The sequence below is a fragment of the Limnobacter humi genome (assembly GCF_024518835.1).
Lineage (GTDB): Bacteria > Pseudomonadota > Gammaproteobacteria > Burkholderiales > Burkholderiaceae_B > Limnobacter > Limnobacter humi.
Map to the genome: position 1 here is coordinate 473,410 of NZ_JANIGO010000001.1, position 19,054 is coordinate 492,463.

Consider the following 19,054-nt stretch of genomic DNA (forward strand, 5'->3'; position numbering starts at 1 on the left):
TGACCAAACCTGCTGTCGATATGCAAGGTTTGACCATGGATGCGCTGGACCGTGAACTGATTGCCCGATTGCGGGCCAATGCCCGAACCCCAGTGGCCGACCTGGCCCATGCATTGAAGGTAAGCCGCAGCACGGTGAGCAACCGCATGGCCAAACTGGAGCGCGAGGGCGTGGTGACAGGCTACACCGTGCTGTTAAAACCCGACAGCCATGCCCACCGGATTGTAGCGTGGATGAGCATTCAGATTGAGGGCAATGACAGCCGGCGCGTGATGCTGAGCTTGCTGGGTGAGCCTGGTGTGACCGCCCTGCATGGCACCAATGGCCGGTGGGATGCGCTGGCCGAGTTGCAGGCTGACAGCCTGGCAGAATTGTCCAATGTGCTGGAGCGGATACGCCTCATCAAGGGCATCCAAAACACCGAGACCAGTATTCACCTGTCGAATTTTCGGGGGTGATTGAACAGGCTCACAGCGTGAGCCTGTTCAATCCGTATCAACCCCTGGCCAACACCTGCACGGCCAATGTGCGCAGGGCTGCATCATCCAGCGCATCCACTGCAAACACGGTGGCTTGGTCGTAGCCTTTGAGGTTGTGTGCGGTGGATTTGCGATAGGCAGGGTCGTAGTGGTTGACCAACAAGTCAGTCACCAAGTCAGGCCAGGCGGCGGCATCCACCCAGGCATTCCATTGGGCCAGCACAGCCTGCCCATGCAGGCTGTACAAAAAGCCCAATTGGGTTTTCAGCAGCTCGGGTTGGCTCAGAAAATAATCGTAGTCGCGCAGCAGGTAATCCACCCGCGCGGCCACAGGCGCTTCAATGCGCAGCACCGTGCCTTGCTCGCGCATGCACTCGATCAAGGTCTCGGGCACGCGCAAGCTGCCAATCTTTTTGCTTTCTGCTTCGATGTACACGGGCTTTTCGGGGTTGAGTGTGCGCAGCACATTCCACACCCGGGTTTCGAACAGCTTTTGCGAAGGCTGGCTTTGCCCGGGCAACACACCCAGTACCGAGCCCTTGTGACAGGCCAATGTTTCCAGGTCCAGCACCTGCCCGCCCTGCCGGGCAATTTCCTCCAGCAGCCGGGTTTTGGCGCTGCCGGTTTCGCCACACACCACGCGGTATTGAAACCGGGTTGGCCATTGCGCGAGGTCGCTCAGCACCTGGGTGCGAAACACCTTGTAGCCACCCTTGAGTTGTGCAGCAGGCCAACCCACTTGCCGCAACACCGTGGTCATGGCGCCAGACCGGCTGCCACCGCGCCAACAGTAAATGAGGGGCTTCCACTGTTTGTCGTGGTGAATGAATTGTTCTTCCAGGTGGCGGGCAATGTTTTTGGACACCAGGGCCGCCCCCACCTTCTTGGCCTCGAAGGGCGACACCTGTTTGTACAGCGTGCCCACGCGAATGCGTTCCTCATCATCCAGCACCGGGCAATTGATGGCCCCGGGCATGTGGTCGAGTGCGTATTCGGCGGGCGAACGCACGTCGATGATGACGGTGTAGTCATCCAACTGACTGAGATCAACCTGGTCGGGATGTTTGGAAGAACGCGGGGCGTTGCTGGGGGTGGTGGGTTCCATGCGCGGATTATACCGGCCTTGTGGCGGGTATTCCGGCAATCCAGCCTTCCACCGGGTCGATGCGCTGGGGCAAGCCGAATTGCTGGTCGGCCCGCTTGGCGCACCACGCAGCCACCAGGCAGCACAACACCGCGTCCAGGTGGTCGGCCTTGGCGTCTTCCAGCAGGCGGGCACGCAGGTAAGGCCGCACCTGCACACGGATGCCGAGCAACATGCCCTCCTCCAGCGCGCACAGCAATTCCGAGCGGGCCATGCGGCGGTCGGGCGTATCCTTTTTGGGGTCGTCGGATTTGTAGCTTTGCCGCCCCAGCACCTGCCGTGCCCAGTAGCCCGGGTAGCCTTCCAGCGCAATGCGTTGGGGGTCGCCAGCCTGCATGCCGGGAATGAACACACCCGCTTTTTTCAACAACGGTGCGCCCGCATGCAGCATGTAGGCCACTGGCGGGTTGACCCACTTCATGGAGGGCGATGAGCCGGCGGGTTTGTCGCAAGCCCGATGGGCAAATTTTTGACCGGCAGGCCGGGCGTCGCACCAGGCCTTGAAAATGCTGCGGATGTCGTCACGCCCCAGGCTGGCGTAAAAATCGATGAGGTCGCCCCAGGCGCGTTTGTCGGTGCGCTGCGCGCCGGGCCAGTTGAGTTTGTCCACCAACTCGCGGGACAAACCAAACGGCATGTCGATCACCGCCAGGTATGGTGCCGGGCCGGCTTCACCAGCCACGGTGGGCCCGTGCTGCAACAATGTCTCAAAGCCTTCCAGATGGGTGAATGAATGCAATTCGCCCACTTTCAGCACGCCCTCCACCCACTGCCCCTGCGCCACAGCCACCGGCTTGGCCTTGGTGGGGCTGCTGGAAAAGTCGATGCCCAGCAGGGTGTATTCGTCAATCGATTCAAGCAGTAAAGGCATGCAGCAACTCGGTCAGGGTTTGAAGCGTGTCGGCTTCGTGAAGGGGTTTGTCATGGCGGATGCGCAGCATGCGCGGAAAACGCACGGCCACGCCACTTTTGTGACGGGTGGATGGCGCGATGGCCTCGAACCCCAATTCAAACACCAAGGTGGGGGCCACGGTGCGCACTGGGCCAAATTTGTCGACGGTGTATTTGCGGATTTCGCGGTCCACCAGTTTGAATTCGTCGTCCGTGAGGCCCGAATACGCCTTGGCAAACGGCACCAGGCGGGGCAAACCCCGGGCCACGGTGTCGTCCACTTTTTCGCCTTGGGCAATGGCTTGCACCACCGCCTGCGCCTCGTCGGCCGAGGTGGGCGTTCGGTCCCACACGGCGAAGGTGTAGTCGGTGTACAAACTGGCACGGCGGCCATGGCCCCGTTGGGCATACACCAGCACACAGTCCACGCTCATGGGGTCGATTTTCCATTTCCACCACACGCCATCGGTTTTGCTACGCCCCACCCCGTAGCGGGAATCCCGGTGCTTCAACATGAAGCCCTCGACACCGCGGGCACGGCTTTCAGCGCGCAAGGCCTGAAGCGCGGCCCAACTGGGTTGCTTAACCAATTCCGACAACAAGAAGTGCGGCGTGTTGAGGGCTGCAATCTGCTCCAGCTGTGTACGGCGTTCATGCTGAGGGCGGTCCACCCACCGCACACCCTGCAGCCGCAACAGGTCGTAGGCCATGAACACCACCGGGGCGTCTTGCTGCAACTTTTTGCTCACGGTTTTGCGGTTGAGCCGGGCTTGTAACGCGTTGAATGGCGCGGGTGAGCCATTAAGCCAAACCAATATCTCGCCATCCAGCGTGAGCCCATCGGGCAGGTTGGCAAACGCCGCCGTCAATTCCGGAAACTGCTCACTGACCAACTCTTCACCGCGAGACCAAATCCACACCTGTCCGGCATCTTTCACCACCTGGGCGCGAATGCCGTCAAACTTCCATTCCACCAGCCACTGCGACACATCGCCCAAGGTCTCGGGTGCGTCTTGCAGTGGGTGGGCCAAAAAAAACGGCAGGGGCTGGCCAGGGCGGTGGTCGCTGTCAGCCTGGGCTTCATCAGCCAGCAAGGCGCGGTAGCTTTCTGCCGTGGGTTGGTGGTCGGCATCGGCATACCCCATGAGGCGGGTGGCGAGCAGCTTGGCATCCAGCCCACTGGTTTGGGCCAAAGCACGCAACACCAAAAGCTTGGACACCCCCACCCGGAAACCACCACCGACCAGTTTCACAAACAGGAAGCGGCCAGCCGTGTCGAGGTCCATCCAGCAGCGCAACACCGCCTCCAGCCGGGCCGTGTCGTCCAGGTTGCGCAGTGGCAAGATGCGTTGTTCCACCCAATGGGCCAGGCCCTGTTCGGGCAAGGGTTCGGCTTCTGCCAGCGGCAGCACCTGGGCAATGGTTTCTGCCAGGTCGCCCACGGCCTGGTAGCTTTCTTCAAACAGCCAGTCGGGCAGACCACTGACCTGCAATGCGGCCTCACGCAACTGGCGGGTGGGCACCGTGCGGCGGGGTTTTCCACCCACCAAAAAATACACGGCCCAGGCGGCATCGGCCGGGCTGGCCTGCCGAAAATAATCGGCCATGGCCTGCACCTTGTGCAGGGTGGAGGTGGAGGCATCCAGCGCATTGAACAGGACCGCAAATTCTTTCATGCTGCGGGCACCTCGTCGTCTGCCCCTTGCTCGCCACCATATTCCGTTTGGAATGCGCGGGCATTGAGCCCTTGCTCCTGCAGCCAGCGCACCATCACCGGCACATAACCATGGGTCACAATCACGTTTTCGGCACCGGTGGCACCAATGGCTTTCATGAGGCCAGGCCAGTCGGCATGGTCGGACAGCACAAAGCCGCGGTCCACATTGCCACGCCGGCGTGCGCCACGCAACTGCATCCAGCCAGAGGCCAGGGCATCGGAATAGTCCGAACCAAACCGCTTCATCCAACTGGCGCCTTGGGCAGCAGGCGGTGCAATGGCCAGGCAGTTTTTATAGATGGCTTTGTCGGTGACTTCGCTCACCAGCAACGTGGGCGGCAAGGCAATGCCCGATTCCCGGTAAGCGGTGTTCAAGGCCTGCGCTGCGCTGTGGCACACAATGGGGCCGATCGAGGAATCCACTCCCGCCACAATGCGCTGAGCTTTGCCAAACGAGTAGCCGTACAGCACGCTGGCTTTGCCCTGCGCGGCATTGGCAGCCCACCAGGCATTGATGTCGGCGAACACATCGGCCTGCGGTCGCCAGCGGTAAACGGGCAAACCAAAGGTGGACTCGGTGATGAAGGTGTGGCACTTCACCGGTTCAAAAGGTGTGCAGGTGGCGTCGGGTTGCACTTTGTAGTCGCCACTGGCCACCCAAATTTCACCCTGGTATTCCAGCCGAACCTGGGCCGAGCCCAACACATGCCCCGCCGGGTGAAAAGAGATGCGAACGCCCCGGTGTTCAACAGCCGTGCCGTAGGGCAAGGTGTCCAGGTGGATGTTGCCCAAGCGTGTGCGCAACACTTGCGCGCCAGCCTCAGCACACAGATAGTGGTTGTGGCCATAGCGGGCATGGTCTGCGTGGGCATGGGTGATGACAGCGCGGTCCACTTTGCGCCAGGGGTCGATGTAAAAATCACCGGGCGGGCAATACAAACCCTCCGGGCGGCTAACAACCAATTCCATGCTGAACACCGACTGCCTTAATATCGACTACCGAATGCGGTGACAAACACCGCCAACTGCGTGAGTTTATAACACACCCAACTGAATGCCCGGCTGCGCCAGGGGCGGCGGCGGTGCAGCTCCGGGTCGACGCGATGGCTGTGGTGCGCAATGGCGTGCAACAATTCCGCTTTTAATTGTTGGGCAAATGCCCGGTTGTGAACCACCATGTTGGCCTCGCGGGCAAACAGGGTGCTCAACGGGTCGAGGTTGGAGGACCCCACCGTGGCCCAGAAGGAGTCGACCACGCCCACCTTGGCGTGCAAAAAGCTGGGCGTGTACTCGTACACCTCCACACCGTGTTGCAGAAGCTCGTCGTACAGGTGCAGGGTGGCATAGTGTTGAAACGCATATTCCACGCGCCCCTGCAGCAGCAGCTTGACCACCACACCACGGCTGCGTGCAGCCAGAATGGCGCGCCGCATGCGTCGGCTGGGCAAGAAGTAGGCATTGGCCAACACCACCGAGGTGTGGGCTCGGCTCATGGCCTGAATGTAGCTGCGCTCAATGCGACGGCGAAACCGGAAATTGTCCCGCAATACCAGTTGGGCTTTCACCGAGCCTTGGTGGGCAATTGGACCTTGGCGGGCCTCTTCCGCCAGAACATTGGCCAGGCGCTGTTTGCGCTTGGCCCACCACCGGGCAGTTAAGGTGTCGGTGACGGTGCCTCGCGGCCCAACCTGCCACCACAGCCATTCCATGCTGTGCCACACATCGCCCACCACTGGGCCTTCCAATTGGATGGCAAAGTCATAGCGCGGGCCGAGCATGTCGCCCCGCAGTTGGCGGTTGGTGTTCAAGGGTTGGCGGTGCCCGGACAACAGGTGCACGTAAGACTGCTGCTCGCGCAGTTCAGCCATGCGCAGTTCATGTTGTTCGTCGGCGTGGTTGAGGTCATCAATCAAATTGATGCCGCCGACAAATGCCACCCGGCGATCGACCGCGATGATTTTGCGGTGCATGCGGCGCAAACGCGTGGGTGTGAGCTTCAGCGGCGAACCTTCTGGCCGGAAGATGCGCACGTCCACACCCGCTTGCTGGAGGCGGGGCACATGGTGCTCAACACCTTCCTTTCCCCCAAAGCCATCCAGCACCAGGCGAACCTGCACACCCCGCAGGGCTGCATGGCACAGGGCCAGGCAAAAAGCCTCACCCACGGCATCGTTGGCAAATATATAGGTTTCAATACGGACTGCATGGGTCGCATTGGCAATCGCTGCCAAAGCACGCGGAAACAAGGCCTCCCCACCAGTGAGCAAGGCCACCTGGTTTCCGTTGCGTTCAGGTGGAACCGGTTGCAACAGGGTTTCCAAGCGGGATTCCAGCAGCCCCTCGATGCGATGTTTCATGGCGTCATGGTCTTTAAATGCAAATCGGCCACCATGGGCGCATGGTCTGACAACTTGCCCCAGGCCGCGCCATGACAGACCTCCGCATGGAGCACATCAAACCCCCGAGCAAACACGCGGTCCAGCCCCAAGAGGGGCAATCGGCTGGGGAAGCTGGCCACTTTGGCCAAACGACGGCTGCGTTCAAAAGGGATGACTTCCTCGGCGCCCAAGCCAGCCTTGAGCACCGGGCCCAGGCGGCGTTGCCAGTCGTTGAAATCGCCGGCGACCAGCACCGGTGACTGGGGCTGAACATGGCGGCGGACATGGTCTACCAGCTTGTCGGCCTGGCGGTTTCGGCTGCGTGCAAACAGGCCAAAATGCGCCACCAGCGCATGCACTGGTCCACTGGGGGTCAAGACGCGACAATGCAACAGCCCGCGCTGCTCCAGCCGATGGTCGGACACATCCTCATTGAGCACCCATTCAATGGGATACCGGGACAACAAGGCATTGCCGTGGTGACCATGTGGGTAGACTGCATTCATGCCGTAGGCTGTGAAATAGCGGGGGCTGCTGGCATGGCCCAGCACCTCGTCCACGCCAGAGGCCAAAAATTCATGCTGACCGGCCTGCGGCCAGTGCTCAAAGCGCTCGGCATGGCGGTCATGGCGGCCCTGCACTTCTTGCAGAAACACCAGGTCAGCATCCAGCGCGTGAATGCTGTCCCGCAGGGCATGAATGGTGAGCGCGGGTTTGCGCAGGCCCATCACGCCTTTGTGGATGTTGTAGGTGGCCATTCTCAAGCGCATGACACGCCCCTTCCCCTTGCTGAACAGGTCCGTAAATTACGGGCAGATTGAACGTGGTTTCAAGGTTTTGTCACAGACTCCGGGTATTGTGACACCTAGGGTATCCCCCTACCATCTCATCGTAAATATTTAGTTCTGGCTAACGAAGTCTTTTGATCTTCTCTTCTTTTGAACTAATTTCATATCGCAAAGGGGCCTATCGGCCCCTTTTTATTTTTGGGTATTCAAACGGGCGGCCAGGTCCAGAATGGCCTGCGCGTTGTTGGGTGAAAAACACCGCTTTGCCGCTTCCTGGGCATTCAACCATTCAAAGGCCACATGCTCTTTGGCGGCCAAGGTGGGCTTTGCGTCGCTGGGCAAACACACCATGAACCAATGCTCGGTATTGTGGGTGACACCGGGCCCGTACCGGTGGCGCCAATGCTCAAAAATTTCATATTGAATGTGGTGTGGCCAGGGCCGCAATACGCCTGGTTGTTTGAGTTCTGCGGCCGTGCAGTGCAACACGGGTTTGTTGTCCAGACGAGCAATGAAACCGGTTTCTTCCTGCAACTCCCGCAGGGCGGCTTGGGCAGGGTCTTCGTCCAACGCATCCAGACTGCCGGTGACAGACTGCCAATACCCCGCCTTGTCGGCCCGCTCGATCAATAAAAAATCCCCGGAAGGACGGGTCATGACGACCAGCACCGACACGGGGATTTTGAATGCCATGAACGGCTGAACCAGCGGGCGTTTAAGCCACGTTTTTGGGTTCGGCCTGGCGCAGGCGAATGTGCAATTCGCGCAACTGCTTTTCGTCCACTGGGCTTGGGGCTTGCGTGAGCAAACACTGGGCGCGCTGTGTTTTGGGGAAAGCAATCACGTCGCGAATGCTTTCGGCACCGCTCATCATGGTCACAATGCGATCCAGACCAAAGGCCAAACCACCGTGGGGTGGCGCACCGTACTGAAGGGCATCCAGCAGGAAGCCAAACTTTTGCTGGGCTTCTTCTTCGCCAATGTTGAGTGCGCGGAACACCTTGCTTTGCACGTTTTCTTTGTGAATACGCACCGAGCCACCGCCCAATTCCCAGCCGTTCAACACCATGTCGTAGGCCTTGGCCAGACACTTGCCAGGGTCGGTGGCCAGGTAATCTTCGTGACCGTCCTTGGGGCTGGTGAAGGGGTGGTGACAGGCCACCCAGCGGCCGCCTTCGTCGTCGAATTCGAACATCGGGAAATCCACCACCCAGAGGGGTTCCCACTGGCCTTGCACCAAACCGGCCTTCTGGCCGAATTCGCTGTGGCCCACTTTCAACCGCAATGCGCCGATGGCATCGTTGACCACTTTGGCTTTGTCGGCACCAAAGAAGATGAGGTCGCCATTCTGGGCACCGGTGCGCTTGAGCAGCTCGTTCAGGGCGGTGTCGTGAATGTTTTTCACAATGGGCGACTGCAGGCCGTCACGGCCTTTGGAGAGGTCGTTGACCTTGATCCAGGCCAGGCCCTTGGCGCCATAAATGGCCACGAATTTGGTGTAGGCATCGATTTCAGAACGGGGCATGTCGCCACCGCCAGGCACACGCAGTGCAACCACGCGGCCACCGTCCATGTTGGCGGGGCCGGAGAACACCTTGAAGTCGACGTCTTTCATGAGGTCGGTCAGCTCGGTGAATTCCATTTTGACGCGCAGGTCGGGCTTGTCGGAACCAAAGCGGGCCATGGCCTCGCTATAAGGCATGACCGGGAAGGGGTTGGCCAGTTGCACATCCATGGTTTCGGCAAACACCTTGCGGATCATGTGCTCAAACAGGTCACGAATTTCCTGTTCGGTCAGGAAGGAGGTTTCGATGTCCACCTGGGTAAATTCGGGCTGACGGTCAGCACGCAGGTCTTCGTCACGGAAGCACTTGGTGATTTGGTAATACCGGTCAAAGCCCGCCACCATCAGCATTTGCTTGAACAACTGGGGCGACTGGGGCAGCGCGAAAAATTCGCCGGCATGCACGCGGGAGGGCACCAGGTAGTCGCGCGCGCCTTCGGGCGTGCTCTTGGTCAGCATGGGGGTTTCAATGTCGATGAAGCCTTGGTCGTCCAGGTACTTGCGGATGGCCATGGCCACCTTGTAACGCAGCATCAGGTTTTTCTGCATTTGCGGGCGGCGCAGGTCCAGCACGCGGTGGGTCAGGCGGGTGGTCTCGGAGAGGTTTTCATCGTCGAGCTGGAACGGCGGCGTGACCGACGCGTTTAGCACTTCCAGGCCCTTGCACAGCACTTCGACAGCACCGCTTTTCAAGTTGCTGTTTTCGGTACCCGCCGGGCGGGAACGCACCAGGCCTTCCACGCGCACGCAGAACTCGTTGCGCAGGGTTTCGGCCAGGGCAAACATCTCGGGCAAATCGGGGTCGCACACCACTTGCACCAGGCCTTCACGGTCGCGCAGGTCGATGAAGATCACCCCACCGTGGTCACGGCGGCGTTGTACCCAGCCACACAGGGAGACGGTTTGGCCCAGGTGGGCTTGTGACACGTTGCCACAATAATCGGTGCGCATTTTCATGTTGTTGGTGTGTAGTCGAAGTTCAAGTTAAAGGGCAGCTTCACCGGGCGGTGTGACCACCCCCAGTGACACAATGTATTTCAAGGCTTCGTCCACGGTCATGCCCGAGGGGCGAAGCGAATTTTCCGGCACGATGATGACATACCCGGAGGCTGGACTGGGCGCTGTGGGCACATACACAGCCACCATGCGGTCTTCAAATGAGCTCGCCAGGTTGTCGGGCGGATTGCCGGTGACAAAACCCAACGCCCACACGCCAGGGTGCGGGTAAGGCACCAGCACAGACTCGCGAAAGGCTTTACCCGACGAGGTGAGCAAGGTGTCCGAAATTTGCTTGACGCTGGTGTACACCACCTTGAGCAGCGGAATGCCCGACAAAATGCGGTCGCCAAGCCGGAACAACCAGGCACCAATGAAATTGGTATACAGCAAACCCGTGACCAGCAGCACCAAAAAGGTGAGTACAAATCCCAAGCCCGGTACATAAAAACCGAACAGGCTTTCCGGCTGCAAGGCAGCTGGCAGCAGCAACAGGGTTTTGTCGACCAGGCCCACCACAGTGAGCAGCACCCAAGCGGTGATCAGCAGGGGTACCCACACCAACAGACCGGCCAAAAGAAGTTTTTTCATGCGGCGTCAGACGACGGGGTGGACGACGATGCAGCGGGTGCTGCAGGTGCTGGCGCGCCGGCGCCAGCCGCTGCACTGGAACCGCTGGACCCGCCACGGAAATCGGTGACATACCAACCCGAACCCTTGAGTTGAAAGCCGGGCGCAGTGACCTGCTTGGCAAAATGCTCCTGCCCGCACGTGGGGCAGCGGGTCAACGGGGCATCACTGATTTTCTGCAAGACGTCTTTTTCAAAGCCACAGGACTGGCAGCGATACGCATAAATTGGCATTTTGGAAACACCTGGAAAAGCAACGACAAACCCCTGATTATACGTTGCGCTGGGGTGGTTCTCCAAGCGTCTGTTTTTGAAAGGAAATAAAAAAACGCGCCGGGTTCTTCAGAAACCCGGCGCGTGGTGTGTACCGAATCGACTCGCGCCTTACTGGGCGCTCACCGGCACCATGGCTTTGGGGTCGTTGCCCCAGCGGTTGGCCCGCGTGAAGGAACCCAGGTCATTGAAGCGGACACCGTTGGCGCGCATGACTTCATGGGCCTTTTTGGCTGTCATCTGGCGAATGTAAAACGGATCACGAACCACGAAGTGATGAATGCCGTGTGTGGAACCGAAGTTGAAGCAGAACAGGTGAGGGATCACGAACCATTTGCTGTTCAACACCTGGCACTGCTGCACGAAGTTACCGTCTTCGATGTCGCCAAAATAGTGCATGTTCGAGCTGATGAAGTTGATCGAAAATGACCGCAGCAGGTTGGGAGCCAGCACCAGCACAGCCACGGTGTTGGCCAAGTCCACGTGATTGGTCACCACGGCAGGCCAAGGCACGCTGTAACCCACTAGCCAGGCCGCTGCTTCAATGGCCCAGTAGGCCACGTAGGCATGGTAAACGGTGTAGAAAATGGTGGCCAACGGGAAGTTGCCAATGGCGCCGCGCATCAAGGCTTTGAAACGCAGGTGTTTGGGCACTTTCAGAATGCGCAGCACAACCGACAATTCCAGGTCCAGCATCATCAGCACGCGCAGGGGGGTGAAACGCTCGCCGTTGGTGATGGCGCGCTCTTCCAGGTCGGTGGCAGTGCCGGAATGCTTGTGGTGGTGAAGGTGCAAGTGGCGGCGCAACCAAGGGTTGATGGTGCTGGGGCGGCAAATCCACACCAGGGCCATCATCAGGTTGTGCATGAACTTGTTTTTGCGGAAGTACATGTAATGAATGAGGTCGTGCTCCAGCTCATGGGTGAACGAGAGGAAAACCGCAATCACGGGAATGGTGATGTACCAGGCCAGCACACCTTCCAGGTAGGCCCAGCCGGTCAACAATGCACCGGCCATGCTCAGCAACAGAATGCCCATGCCAATGGCGTCCTGATGAGCCAGCACGGGGTACTTGGCGCGAATGCGGTCACCTTCGGCCAAAATCGCGGTTTTGATGGTGGCAATGCGTTTCTGGTCCACCGCATTGATGTGGTTCTGCTTGATGCGCGATGCAGGGGCAGCTGCTGCAGTCTGGCTTGGGGTGCCATTCATCAGCTTGTCGCTCAAACTTGCCATGGTCTTGCCTCACTCGGATTTGTTATTGAAGTGCATGCAGTATGCTTGGGCTACTGATTGATTGCATGTTCCAGAACGACAAGCCCATGACTTTGCGCGCCACACCATGACGCCCTTGCATTCCGACACCCCCACCGCCCTGACCAGCTGGATGCGCGGCCTTGCCCGTGAACTGGAGCTGCGGGGCCTGTCTTCGAGCGCACTGTTCGCCGAAGTCGGACTGGACCACAGCCTGCTGGACAACCCGGAGGCCCGTTACCCAGTGGTTGACACCACCCGCCTGTGGCTGCGGGCTGTTGAATTGACCGGTGACGAGGCCTTGGGTCTGAAAGCCATCCGCCACATCACGCCGGCCACATTCCATGCCGTGGGCTTGAGTGTGATGGCCAGCGAAACGCTGGAGCAGGCCTTTGGCCGCATGAGCCGCTTTGCCGACCTGGTGACCGACGCCAGCCAGATCGTGATTTCAACCCGGGAATCCACGTTTGAAGTGGAGTTGCGCATTCGGGATGCATCCAGGCCTGCACACCAGTCGGTGGATGGCTTTATGGCTTTGCTGGCCAATGCCGGCAAAGGCCTGGGTTCGCCCGAATTGATCCCCTTGCGGGTGGAGTTGAGTCGACCAGAACCCCAGGGGGAGGCCCTGGACCTCTTCAACAAGCTGTTTGTAGCCCCAGTGAGCTTTGGCCAGCCGCGAATTGCGCTGGTGTATGCGCTGCACACGGTTCAAACCCGACTAAAGGGCGCCAACCCCTTGGTGGCTGAACACCTGGACCAGGCGAGCCTGGCAGCCATGGAACGCCTGAAACCGGCCACCAGTTTGAGCCGCATGCTGAAAAACTGGGCCAGGGAACGCCTGCCCCACGGCACGCCCACGATTGAAGAGGCGGCACAACAGGTAAACATGAGCGCGCGCAACCTGCAGCGCAAACTGGCCGAAGAAGGCACCAGCCTGGCTGCACTGATTGACGACATTCGTCAAACCGAATGTTTGCGACGCTTGAAACACACCCAGGACCCACTGACAGCCATCGCGCTGGACCTTGGGTTTTCAGACTCATCCGCATTCAGCAGGGCTTGCAAACGCTGGTATGGCAAAAGCCCCAGCGAACTTCGCTAAGCCCCACCCCGCCACGAATCAATACCATTTAGACACAGCCCTCTAGCTGGAGGGAACAACTCTTGCAACGAACCCTGCAGCGGCACGGCGTGTTTTGCAAAACACGTCAGCAAAGTGATGAGATCTGTATGGAGATGGTGCAATGAAACGTGTGTTTTCCAATCAAACAATGCTGACCCTTGCACTGAGTGCAGGCGCTTTGGTCTTCGGGCTGGGCGCAATTGGTGCAAGCATGCGACCCATTGATTTGCAGCCGAGCGCCCCCAGTGTGCGCTCACTGGAAGGCGCTTCGCGGGTGTCAGAACCCATCGAATACCGGTCTGCACAAATTGTGGTGGACGACCCCCAAGGCGTTAAATACAACGCGGACGTCAACGCCCTGGTGCGCTATCCGCTGGACGGCGACGGTCCCTTTCCAGTGGTTCTGTATTTGCACGGGCGCCATGTCACCTGTAGCTACCTGGGTCAGGAATTTTTAAGCACGGGTGAATGCGACCTGGAACTGCCCGGTGTATTGGGCCAGCCCATACAGGTGGTGAAAACAGTCGACAGCTACAAAGGCTACGACTACATGGCCAGGAACCTGGCGGCGCATGGGTATGTGGTGATTTCCATCAATGCCAATGACGTGAACGACAAGGACCTGGTCGGAGACGCCGGTGTGAATGCCCGCTCTCAACTTATCTTGCACCACCTGGACATTTTGAGAGAGATCAACAAAAACGGCAGTTATTCCGCCATGAACAAGCCCTACGCGCTGGCCAGCTTGCGCGGCAAAATTGACATGGACCACATTGGCGTGATGGGCCACTCCCGGGGTGGCCAGGCCGTCACGCATGTGGTGGGCGTGAACAAGGCACGGGGTGCAACGCTGGAAGTGGGCAATGTTTACCCGGCGGGCAGTGAATTCAACAAACCGCACAACATCACATCCGTGTTTGCCTTGGCACCCACCAACTTTGGCTACATTGCGGCGCCGGATGTGAACTTTGCGGTGTTGTTGCCCTACTGCGACGGGGATGTCTCGAACCTTCAAGGGGCTTTCATGTTCGACAAGAGCCGCTACGTCACCGAGCAAACCCCAAAACCGAAATTCCAGATCGTGACCATGGGAGCCAACCACAACTTTTACAACACCACCTGGACTGGCGACGACTATTCGAATACAGACAGCTTCTGCGAGCTGGGCAAGGCCGGCAACGGGCGTGACAACCCGCTGGACCAGCGGCGCCATGGCGAATTTTTGATGTCGTCGTTTTTCCGGTATTTCTTGGGCAATGAGCAGCAGTTTGCAGGTTACTGGACTGGGCAAGCCAGCCTGCCGCTGGATGCCTGCCCCCAAGCCACAGCGAAAAACGGACAACGGTGTGAAGACCGGGTGCACCTGAGCATTCAGAAACCCGTCGACCAGCGACTGGTGATCGACGACACACTGGACAATCAGTCCCTGATGACCAACAACCTGAATGCCGCCAACACGGCGGTGAATCTGGACAAGTTTGAGTTCTGCAATACCACCTCGGCCACTGGCACTGCTGCACCTGCAGCCTGCCCCAGCGCCAGAACACAGGCCACTGCCGGGCAGTTGGTGGTGGAGTCAGACAACCAGCAATCCAGCGTGGTGTTTAACCTGGGCAACCTGAACAGCAAGGCCTATGACGCCGTGACCTTCCGGGTTGGCTTGCCAGTGCCCACGGGCACCACACCGGCACTGACAGATGCGCCCAAATTGTCGGTGACCTTGACCGACACCAAGGGCCAATCCAAAACCCTGCGGGTGGCGGATTACAGCACGGCGGTGTATGTACCACCTGGCGATGCCACCAACACCGAGGGGGCCAAAACGCTGCTGAACATGGTGCGCCTGCCGTTAAAAGACTTCGCCGGCATTGACTTTGAACACCTGAAAAGCCTGGCCCTGGAAGCCGAAGGGTTGGTAAAACTTCAGCTGACCGATGTTCAACTGCAGGCATTGGCTGGCCCATTGCCCAATATTCCGGTCAGTGACGCAGGGGGCGGAACACCCACATCACCCACCGAAACAGGCACTGGCAGCACTGGCGGCACTGGCGCAACCAGCGCCGGCAACACCAGCACCACGGGTGGTGGCGGTTCGATGGGTTGGGCTGGCTTGCTGATGCTCACGGCGGCCTTGGCGGCATACCGACGCAAAACAATCCGCTAAAAAAGTTGAACAGGCTCACTGCGTGAGCCTGTTCATTTCACCCACACGGTGTGAGACAACAACGTTGCCAACTGCACATCGATTTGATCTCCAGCAGACAAGGCCCCGACACCCTCCGGTGTGCCGGTGAACACCAGGTCACCCGCCTGCAGCGTAAACACCTGGCTGAGGTGGGCAATGATGACAGGCAGGCTGTAGAGCATCTGGCGGACATCCCCTTGTTGCCGCGTTTGGCCATTGAGCGCCATGCGAAAGGTCAACTGGCTCCAGTCCCCGACCGACGTTGCGGGAATAAATTCGGACACCGTGGCCGAGTCATCAAACCCCTTGGCCACGGCCCACGGCAAGCCGGCTGATTTGGCTTTGCCTTGAATGTCGCGGGCGGTCAGGTCCAGACCGATGCCAAAGCCTGCAATGTGCTGCAAGGCATCAGCCTGCGGAATGTTCTTCCCACCCCGCCCCATCAACAGCACCAACTCAGTCTCATAGTGTACATCGCTCGAATGGCTAGGCAGGCGCAGGGTATTGGTGGTGTTCAAGGCCGACGTGGGTTTGAGAAACACCACGGGGTCGTCGGCCGGCTTGTTGCCCAGCTCGGCAATGTGGGCGGCGTAATTGCGGCCAATACAGAAAATGTTTTGAACAGCGATGGACTGCGGTGGGTTGCTGAGCAGGTTAACGTGCGGCATGAATGCTCCGGGGTTGACTGGTGTATGGCCCATTTTATCCACGTGCCTTGTGGTGGTGCACATGCCCCAACAGCGCCTACTGGAAAACCCGCAAAGCTTGGTGTAAACCCCAAGCGCCACTGCACCAGCGCGGTGTGCCGATGCACTGGGAGCGTACACCCGGACCGGGAAACTGGCATGGCACAGACGTTGCGTAAAGCGCTGGCTGGGTAGCCCTGCTGCCCACGTGCATTTGAAGCAACCCCCAGGAGTACCCATGATCAAGATGACACGCACGCGCTGGGCCATTGCTGCAGCGTTTTCCGGGGCCGCGGCCCCCACACATTGACCGGCCCCATTTACGTGAACGGCGCCGAGCCCGGTGATGTGCTGAAAGTGAAAATCAACCGGATTGTGCCCCGCGCTTATGGCACCAACTTCAATATTCCCGGCATGTTTGGCCAGTTCCCGAAAGACTTCCAGGACGGCCAGGTGAAATACCTGTACCTGGACATGGAACGCAAGGTGGCGGAATTTTTGCCAGGTATTGAAATTCCGTTGAAACCCTTCCCCGGCACCATTGGTGTGGCACGCGCCGAGCCTGGCCGCTATTCCAGCGTACCTCCCGGTGAGTACGGCGGCAACATGGACATCCGCGAACTGCAGGCCGGTGCAACCTTGTACGTGCCAGTGTGGGTGAAAGGTGGCTTGCTGTGGTCAGGCGACTCACACGCCGCACAAGGCAATGGTGAAGTCAACCTCACCGCGATTGAAACCGCCTACAAGGAGTTGAATGTGACGGTGGAAGTGGTGAAGACCATGAAGCTGGACATGCCCCGCATCGAAACCCCCACCCACTGGGTGACCATGGGCTTTGACAAAGATTTGAACCTTGCTTGGGACAATGCCAAGGCACAAACCGTGAAGTATCTCGCCGAGCAGCGCAAAATCACGCCGGACGCAGCCGCCAAGCTGATGCCCACTGTGTCGGACTGCCGGGTGTCACAAGTCGTGAACATCAAGAAGGGCATTCACTGCACCAACCCCAAAAACCTGAAGGCCAAAGGCATTGAGCCAAGGCCGCTGACCGAAACCAAAGACCTGTTTGTGTCGGTGGGCACTGACGCCGATGCCAACAAGGCGATGGACATGGCGTCCATGGGCATGATTGAGCAACTGCAAGCCAAAAAAGGGCTGAGTCGTCTGGATGCCTACGGTTTGGTATCCGTGGGCATGGACTGCCGCGTGGGTGAGATGACGGATGCGAAGAAGTCCATTCACTGCGTGGTGCCCAAAAACCTGTGGGTGAACAAGAAGGCATGATGATAAACCGCGCAAGGTGTTGCCTGATGATTGGCCTGCTGGGTCTGCTACTGCCCAGCCTGAGCCGCCTGAAAAACACGCGACTGTTGGTTCGGGTTGGCCTGGACTATGACGTGTGGTTAAACCGGCTGATCAAGCAAAGTGGACGCACCGACCTGACACGTGGTGGTGAAGCGGTGGTGGATGCATCCCGCAATGTGTTGCTGCTGGAAGTCAAACAGGGTGGGTTTCAATCGGACGGCCATGCCCATGGTGCTGGAAACCCCCACTACTGGTTAGACCCAGACAATGCGGCGGTGATCACGGGCAACATTGCGGAGGCGCTGGCCCGCCTGGACCCAACCCATGCCCGGCAATATGTGCAACAGCGCAATGCCTTTTTGGCTTTGCTGAAAGAAAAAACGCTGGCCTGGCAAGACCAATTGAAACCCTGGGCCGGCGTGCCCTTGCTGGTGTACCACAACAATTGGCCCTACCTGGCCCGTCGGTTCAAGCTCAACATGGCAGCCACTGTGGAAACCCGTCCTGGTGTTGCGCCCAGCCCCAAAGCACTGGCCACGCTGGTTCAAACCGTACAAACCCGGAATATCCGCTGGCTGATCCGCCAACCGTCAGAACCAACCCGTGATCTGGAGTTCATCGCCCGGAAAACCGGGGCTCACATTGTGAGCCTGGCTGCGTCTGTGGGGGATGCACCAGGCATCAACAACTACGTGGATTTGTTTGAATACAACGTGCAAGTGCTTCAAAAAGCCTTGAGCGCAACACCTGGAAGCCAACCATGAATGCACTGGATTTTTTGACCCTGCCGCTATTGGCCTGCTTGTTGCTGATTGTGGTGCACTGTCAGTTTGGGCTGCATGTCATCCAGCGCAATGTGATTTTTGTAGACCTCGCCTTGGCACAATGCGCGGCACTTGGGGCCACGGTGGCCTTTATGCAAGGCCACATGCCGGGCACATTGGGCGCCTATGCATGGTCACTGGGTTTGGCTTGGGCGGGTGCATTGGTTTTGTCCCTGATTCGGTTTGCACCCAACACCGTCCCCCATGAGGCTTTGGTGGGTGTGTTGTATGTGGCCTGTTCAGCAGGCGGTGTTCTACTGATTGACTCTGCGCCCCAAGGGGCTGAGCACTTGAAGCAGATGCTGACCGGCAGCATTTTGACAGTCACGCCCGACGAGGTGTTGAAAGCCGCACTGGTCTACACCCCGATTGTTGGGCTGCTGCACCTGGCCACCGACCGGGGGTGGATGCAGGGCAACGGCGGGCGAGCCTGGCTGGTCGACCTGCTGTTTTACGCCGCATTCGGTGTGGTCGTAACATCCTCAGTGGCCATGGCTGGCGTGTTGCTGGTCTTCTCATTTCTGATTATTCCGGCGCTGTGCGGCGTGCTGCTGGCCAAACGCCAAAGCCAACAATGGGCTTGGGGCATCGGCCTGGGTGGTCAGCCTAGTGTGGCTGGCTGCGCAACCACGGGCCGACCAGCCCTTGCTGGATGCCGCAGAAAAAGCGCTGCCCGCCCTGCAAGCGCTCTACCTTCGCCCGGTGGAGCGGCAAGCCCTCGGTGAGTCACAGGCGTACAGCAAGCTTGCTGGGTTTGTGGCTGTGGCGTCGCGCACAGACCTCATCCAAATAGACGAGCCCTGCTGTATTGCCACGCC

The 19,054-nt window shown here is 59.1% G+C and carries 18 protein-coding genes; 6 read left to right on the forward strand and 12 right to left on the reverse strand.

Annotated elements, in window-relative coordinates:
* Window positions 1-35 precede the first annotated feature (35 nt).
* On the forward strand, window positions 36-458 hold the full coding sequence (locus tag NQT62_RS02275) for an Lrp/AsnC family transcriptional regulator (RefSeq protein WP_256763522.1): 423 nt from the start codon (window positions 36-38) through the stop codon (window positions 456-458).
* Window positions 459-495: 37 nt separating this feature from the next.
* Here NQT62_RS02275 and mnmH read toward each other — a convergent pair whose 3' ends face one another.
* From mnmH to NQT62_RS02330, 11 genes are all read right to left on the reverse strand, one after another.
* The gene (gene mnmH, locus NQT62_RS02280) at window positions 496-1,584 is read right to left on the reverse strand and encodes a tRNA 2-selenouridine(34) synthase MnmH (RefSeq protein WP_256762942.1); all 1,089 of its coding nucleotides are present in this window, start codon (window positions 1,582-1,584) and stop codon (window positions 496-498) included.
* Window positions 1,585-1,591: 7 nt separating this feature from the next.
* Entirely contained in the window at window positions 1,592-2,494 is a 903-nt protein-coding gene (locus NQT62_RS02285) for a DUF429 domain-containing protein (RefSeq protein ID WP_256762943.1), read from the reverse strand.
* Window positions 2,478-4,190 (reverse strand): ATP-dependent DNA ligase, encoded by a 1,713-nt coding sequence (locus tag NQT62_RS02290; protein ID WP_256762944.1) that lies wholly within the window; start codon window positions 4,188-4,190, stop codon window positions 2,478-2,480. The genes NQT62_RS02285 and NQT62_RS02290 overlap by 17 nt, the downstream gene beginning before the upstream one ends.
* The gene (locus NQT62_RS02295) at window positions 4,187-5,200 is read right to left on the reverse strand and encodes a ligase-associated DNA damage response exonuclease (RefSeq protein ID WP_256762945.1); all 1,014 of its coding nucleotides are present in this window, start codon (window positions 5,198-5,200) and stop codon (window positions 4,187-4,189) included. Before NQT62_RS02295 ends, NQT62_RS02290 begins: the two co-directional genes overlap by 4 nt.
* Before the next feature lie 17 nt (window positions 5,201-5,217).
* Window positions 5,218-6,588 carry a phospholipase D-like domain-containing protein gene (locus NQT62_RS02300; protein ID WP_256762947.1) on the reverse strand — a complete coding sequence of 457 codons (1,371 nt, stop codon included), beginning with the start codon at window positions 6,586-6,588 and terminating at the stop codon, window positions 5,218-5,220.
* Window positions 6,585-7,379, reverse strand: a complete 795-nt coding sequence (locus tag NQT62_RS02305; protein ID WP_256762948.1) for an endonuclease/exonuclease/phosphatase family protein — start codon at window positions 7,377-7,379, stop codon at window positions 6,585-6,587. The genes NQT62_RS02300 and NQT62_RS02305 overlap by 4 nt, the downstream gene beginning before the upstream one ends.
* A 210-nt stretch (window positions 7,380-7,589) precedes the next feature.
* Complete coding sequence (gene nudB / locus NQT62_RS02310; RefSeq protein ID WP_256762949.1) at window positions 7,590-8,090, reverse strand: dihydroneopterin triphosphate diphosphatase; 501 nt, start codon at window positions 8,088-8,090, stop codon at window positions 7,590-7,592.
* A 22-nt stretch (window positions 8,091-8,112) separates the two neighbouring features.
* Window positions 8,113-9,918: an aspartate--tRNA ligase gene (aspS, locus tag NQT62_RS02315; RefSeq protein ID WP_256762950.1), complete on the reverse strand. Its 1,806-nt coding sequence runs from the start codon at window positions 9,916-9,918 to the stop codon at window positions 8,113-8,115.
* A gap of 27 nt (window positions 9,919-9,945) precedes the next feature.
* Complete coding sequence (locus NQT62_RS02320; protein ID WP_256762951.1) at window positions 9,946-10,548, reverse strand: DUF502 domain-containing protein; 603 nt, start codon at window positions 10,546-10,548, stop codon at window positions 9,946-9,948.
* Window positions 10,545-10,820 (reverse strand): FmdB family zinc ribbon protein, encoded by a 276-nt coding sequence (locus NQT62_RS02325; RefSeq protein WP_256762952.1) that lies wholly within the window; start codon window positions 10,818-10,820, stop codon window positions 10,545-10,547. Before NQT62_RS02325 ends, NQT62_RS02320 begins: the two co-directional genes overlap by 4 nt.
* A gap of 150 nt (window positions 10,821-10,970) precedes the next feature.
* Window positions 10,971-12,095, reverse strand: coding sequence for a fatty acid desaturase (locus NQT62_RS02330; protein ID WP_256762953.1), 1,125 nt, complete (start codon window positions 12,093-12,095; stop codon window positions 10,971-10,973).
* A gap of 61 nt (window positions 12,096-12,156) precedes the next feature.
* Between NQT62_RS02330 and NQT62_RS02335 the strand changes: the two genes are divergently transcribed.
* Window positions 12,157-13,215: an AraC family transcriptional regulator gene (locus NQT62_RS02335; RefSeq protein WP_256762954.1), complete on the forward strand. Its 1,059-nt coding sequence runs from the start codon at window positions 12,157-12,159 to the stop codon at window positions 13,213-13,215.
* Between the two features lie 142 nt (window positions 13,216-13,357).
* The gene (locus tag NQT62_RS02340) at window positions 13,358-15,400 is read left to right on the forward strand and encodes an alpha/beta hydrolase (protein ID WP_256762955.1); all 2,043 of its coding nucleotides are present in this window, start codon (window positions 13,358-13,360) and stop codon (window positions 15,398-15,400) included.
* A 32-nt stretch (window positions 15,401-15,432) separates the two neighbouring features.
* Here NQT62_RS02340 and NQT62_RS02345 read toward each other — a convergent pair whose 3' ends face one another.
* Complete coding sequence (locus NQT62_RS02345; RefSeq protein ID WP_256762956.1) at window positions 15,433-16,089, reverse strand: fumarylacetoacetate hydrolase family protein; 657 nt, start codon at window positions 16,087-16,089, stop codon at window positions 15,433-15,435.
* Between the two features lie 324 nt (window positions 16,090-16,413).
* On the opposite strand from NQT62_RS02345, the gene NQT62_RS02350 reads away from it, so the two are divergent.
* Genes NQT62_RS02350 through NQT62_RS02360 form a run of 3 tightly spaced genes read left to right on the forward strand, consistent with a single transcriptional unit; the run spans window position 16,414 to window position 18,961 of the window.
* Window positions 16,414-17,391, forward strand: coding sequence for an acetamidase/formamidase family protein (locus NQT62_RS02350; protein WP_256762957.1), 978 nt, complete (start codon window positions 16,414-16,416; stop codon window positions 17,389-17,391).
* 26 nt (window positions 17,392-17,417) lie between these two features.
* A complete protein-coding gene (locus NQT62_RS02355) occupies window positions 17,418-18,176 on the forward strand; it encodes a metal ABC transporter substrate-binding protein (protein WP_256762958.1) in 759 nt (252 codons plus the stop codon).
* Entirely contained in the window at window positions 18,173-18,961 is a 789-nt protein-coding gene (locus NQT62_RS02360) for a metal ABC transporter permease (protein WP_256762959.1), read from the forward strand. The genes NQT62_RS02355 and NQT62_RS02360 overlap by 4 nt, the downstream gene beginning before the upstream one ends.
* The last annotated feature ends 93 nt before the right edge of the window (window positions 18,962-19,054 follow it).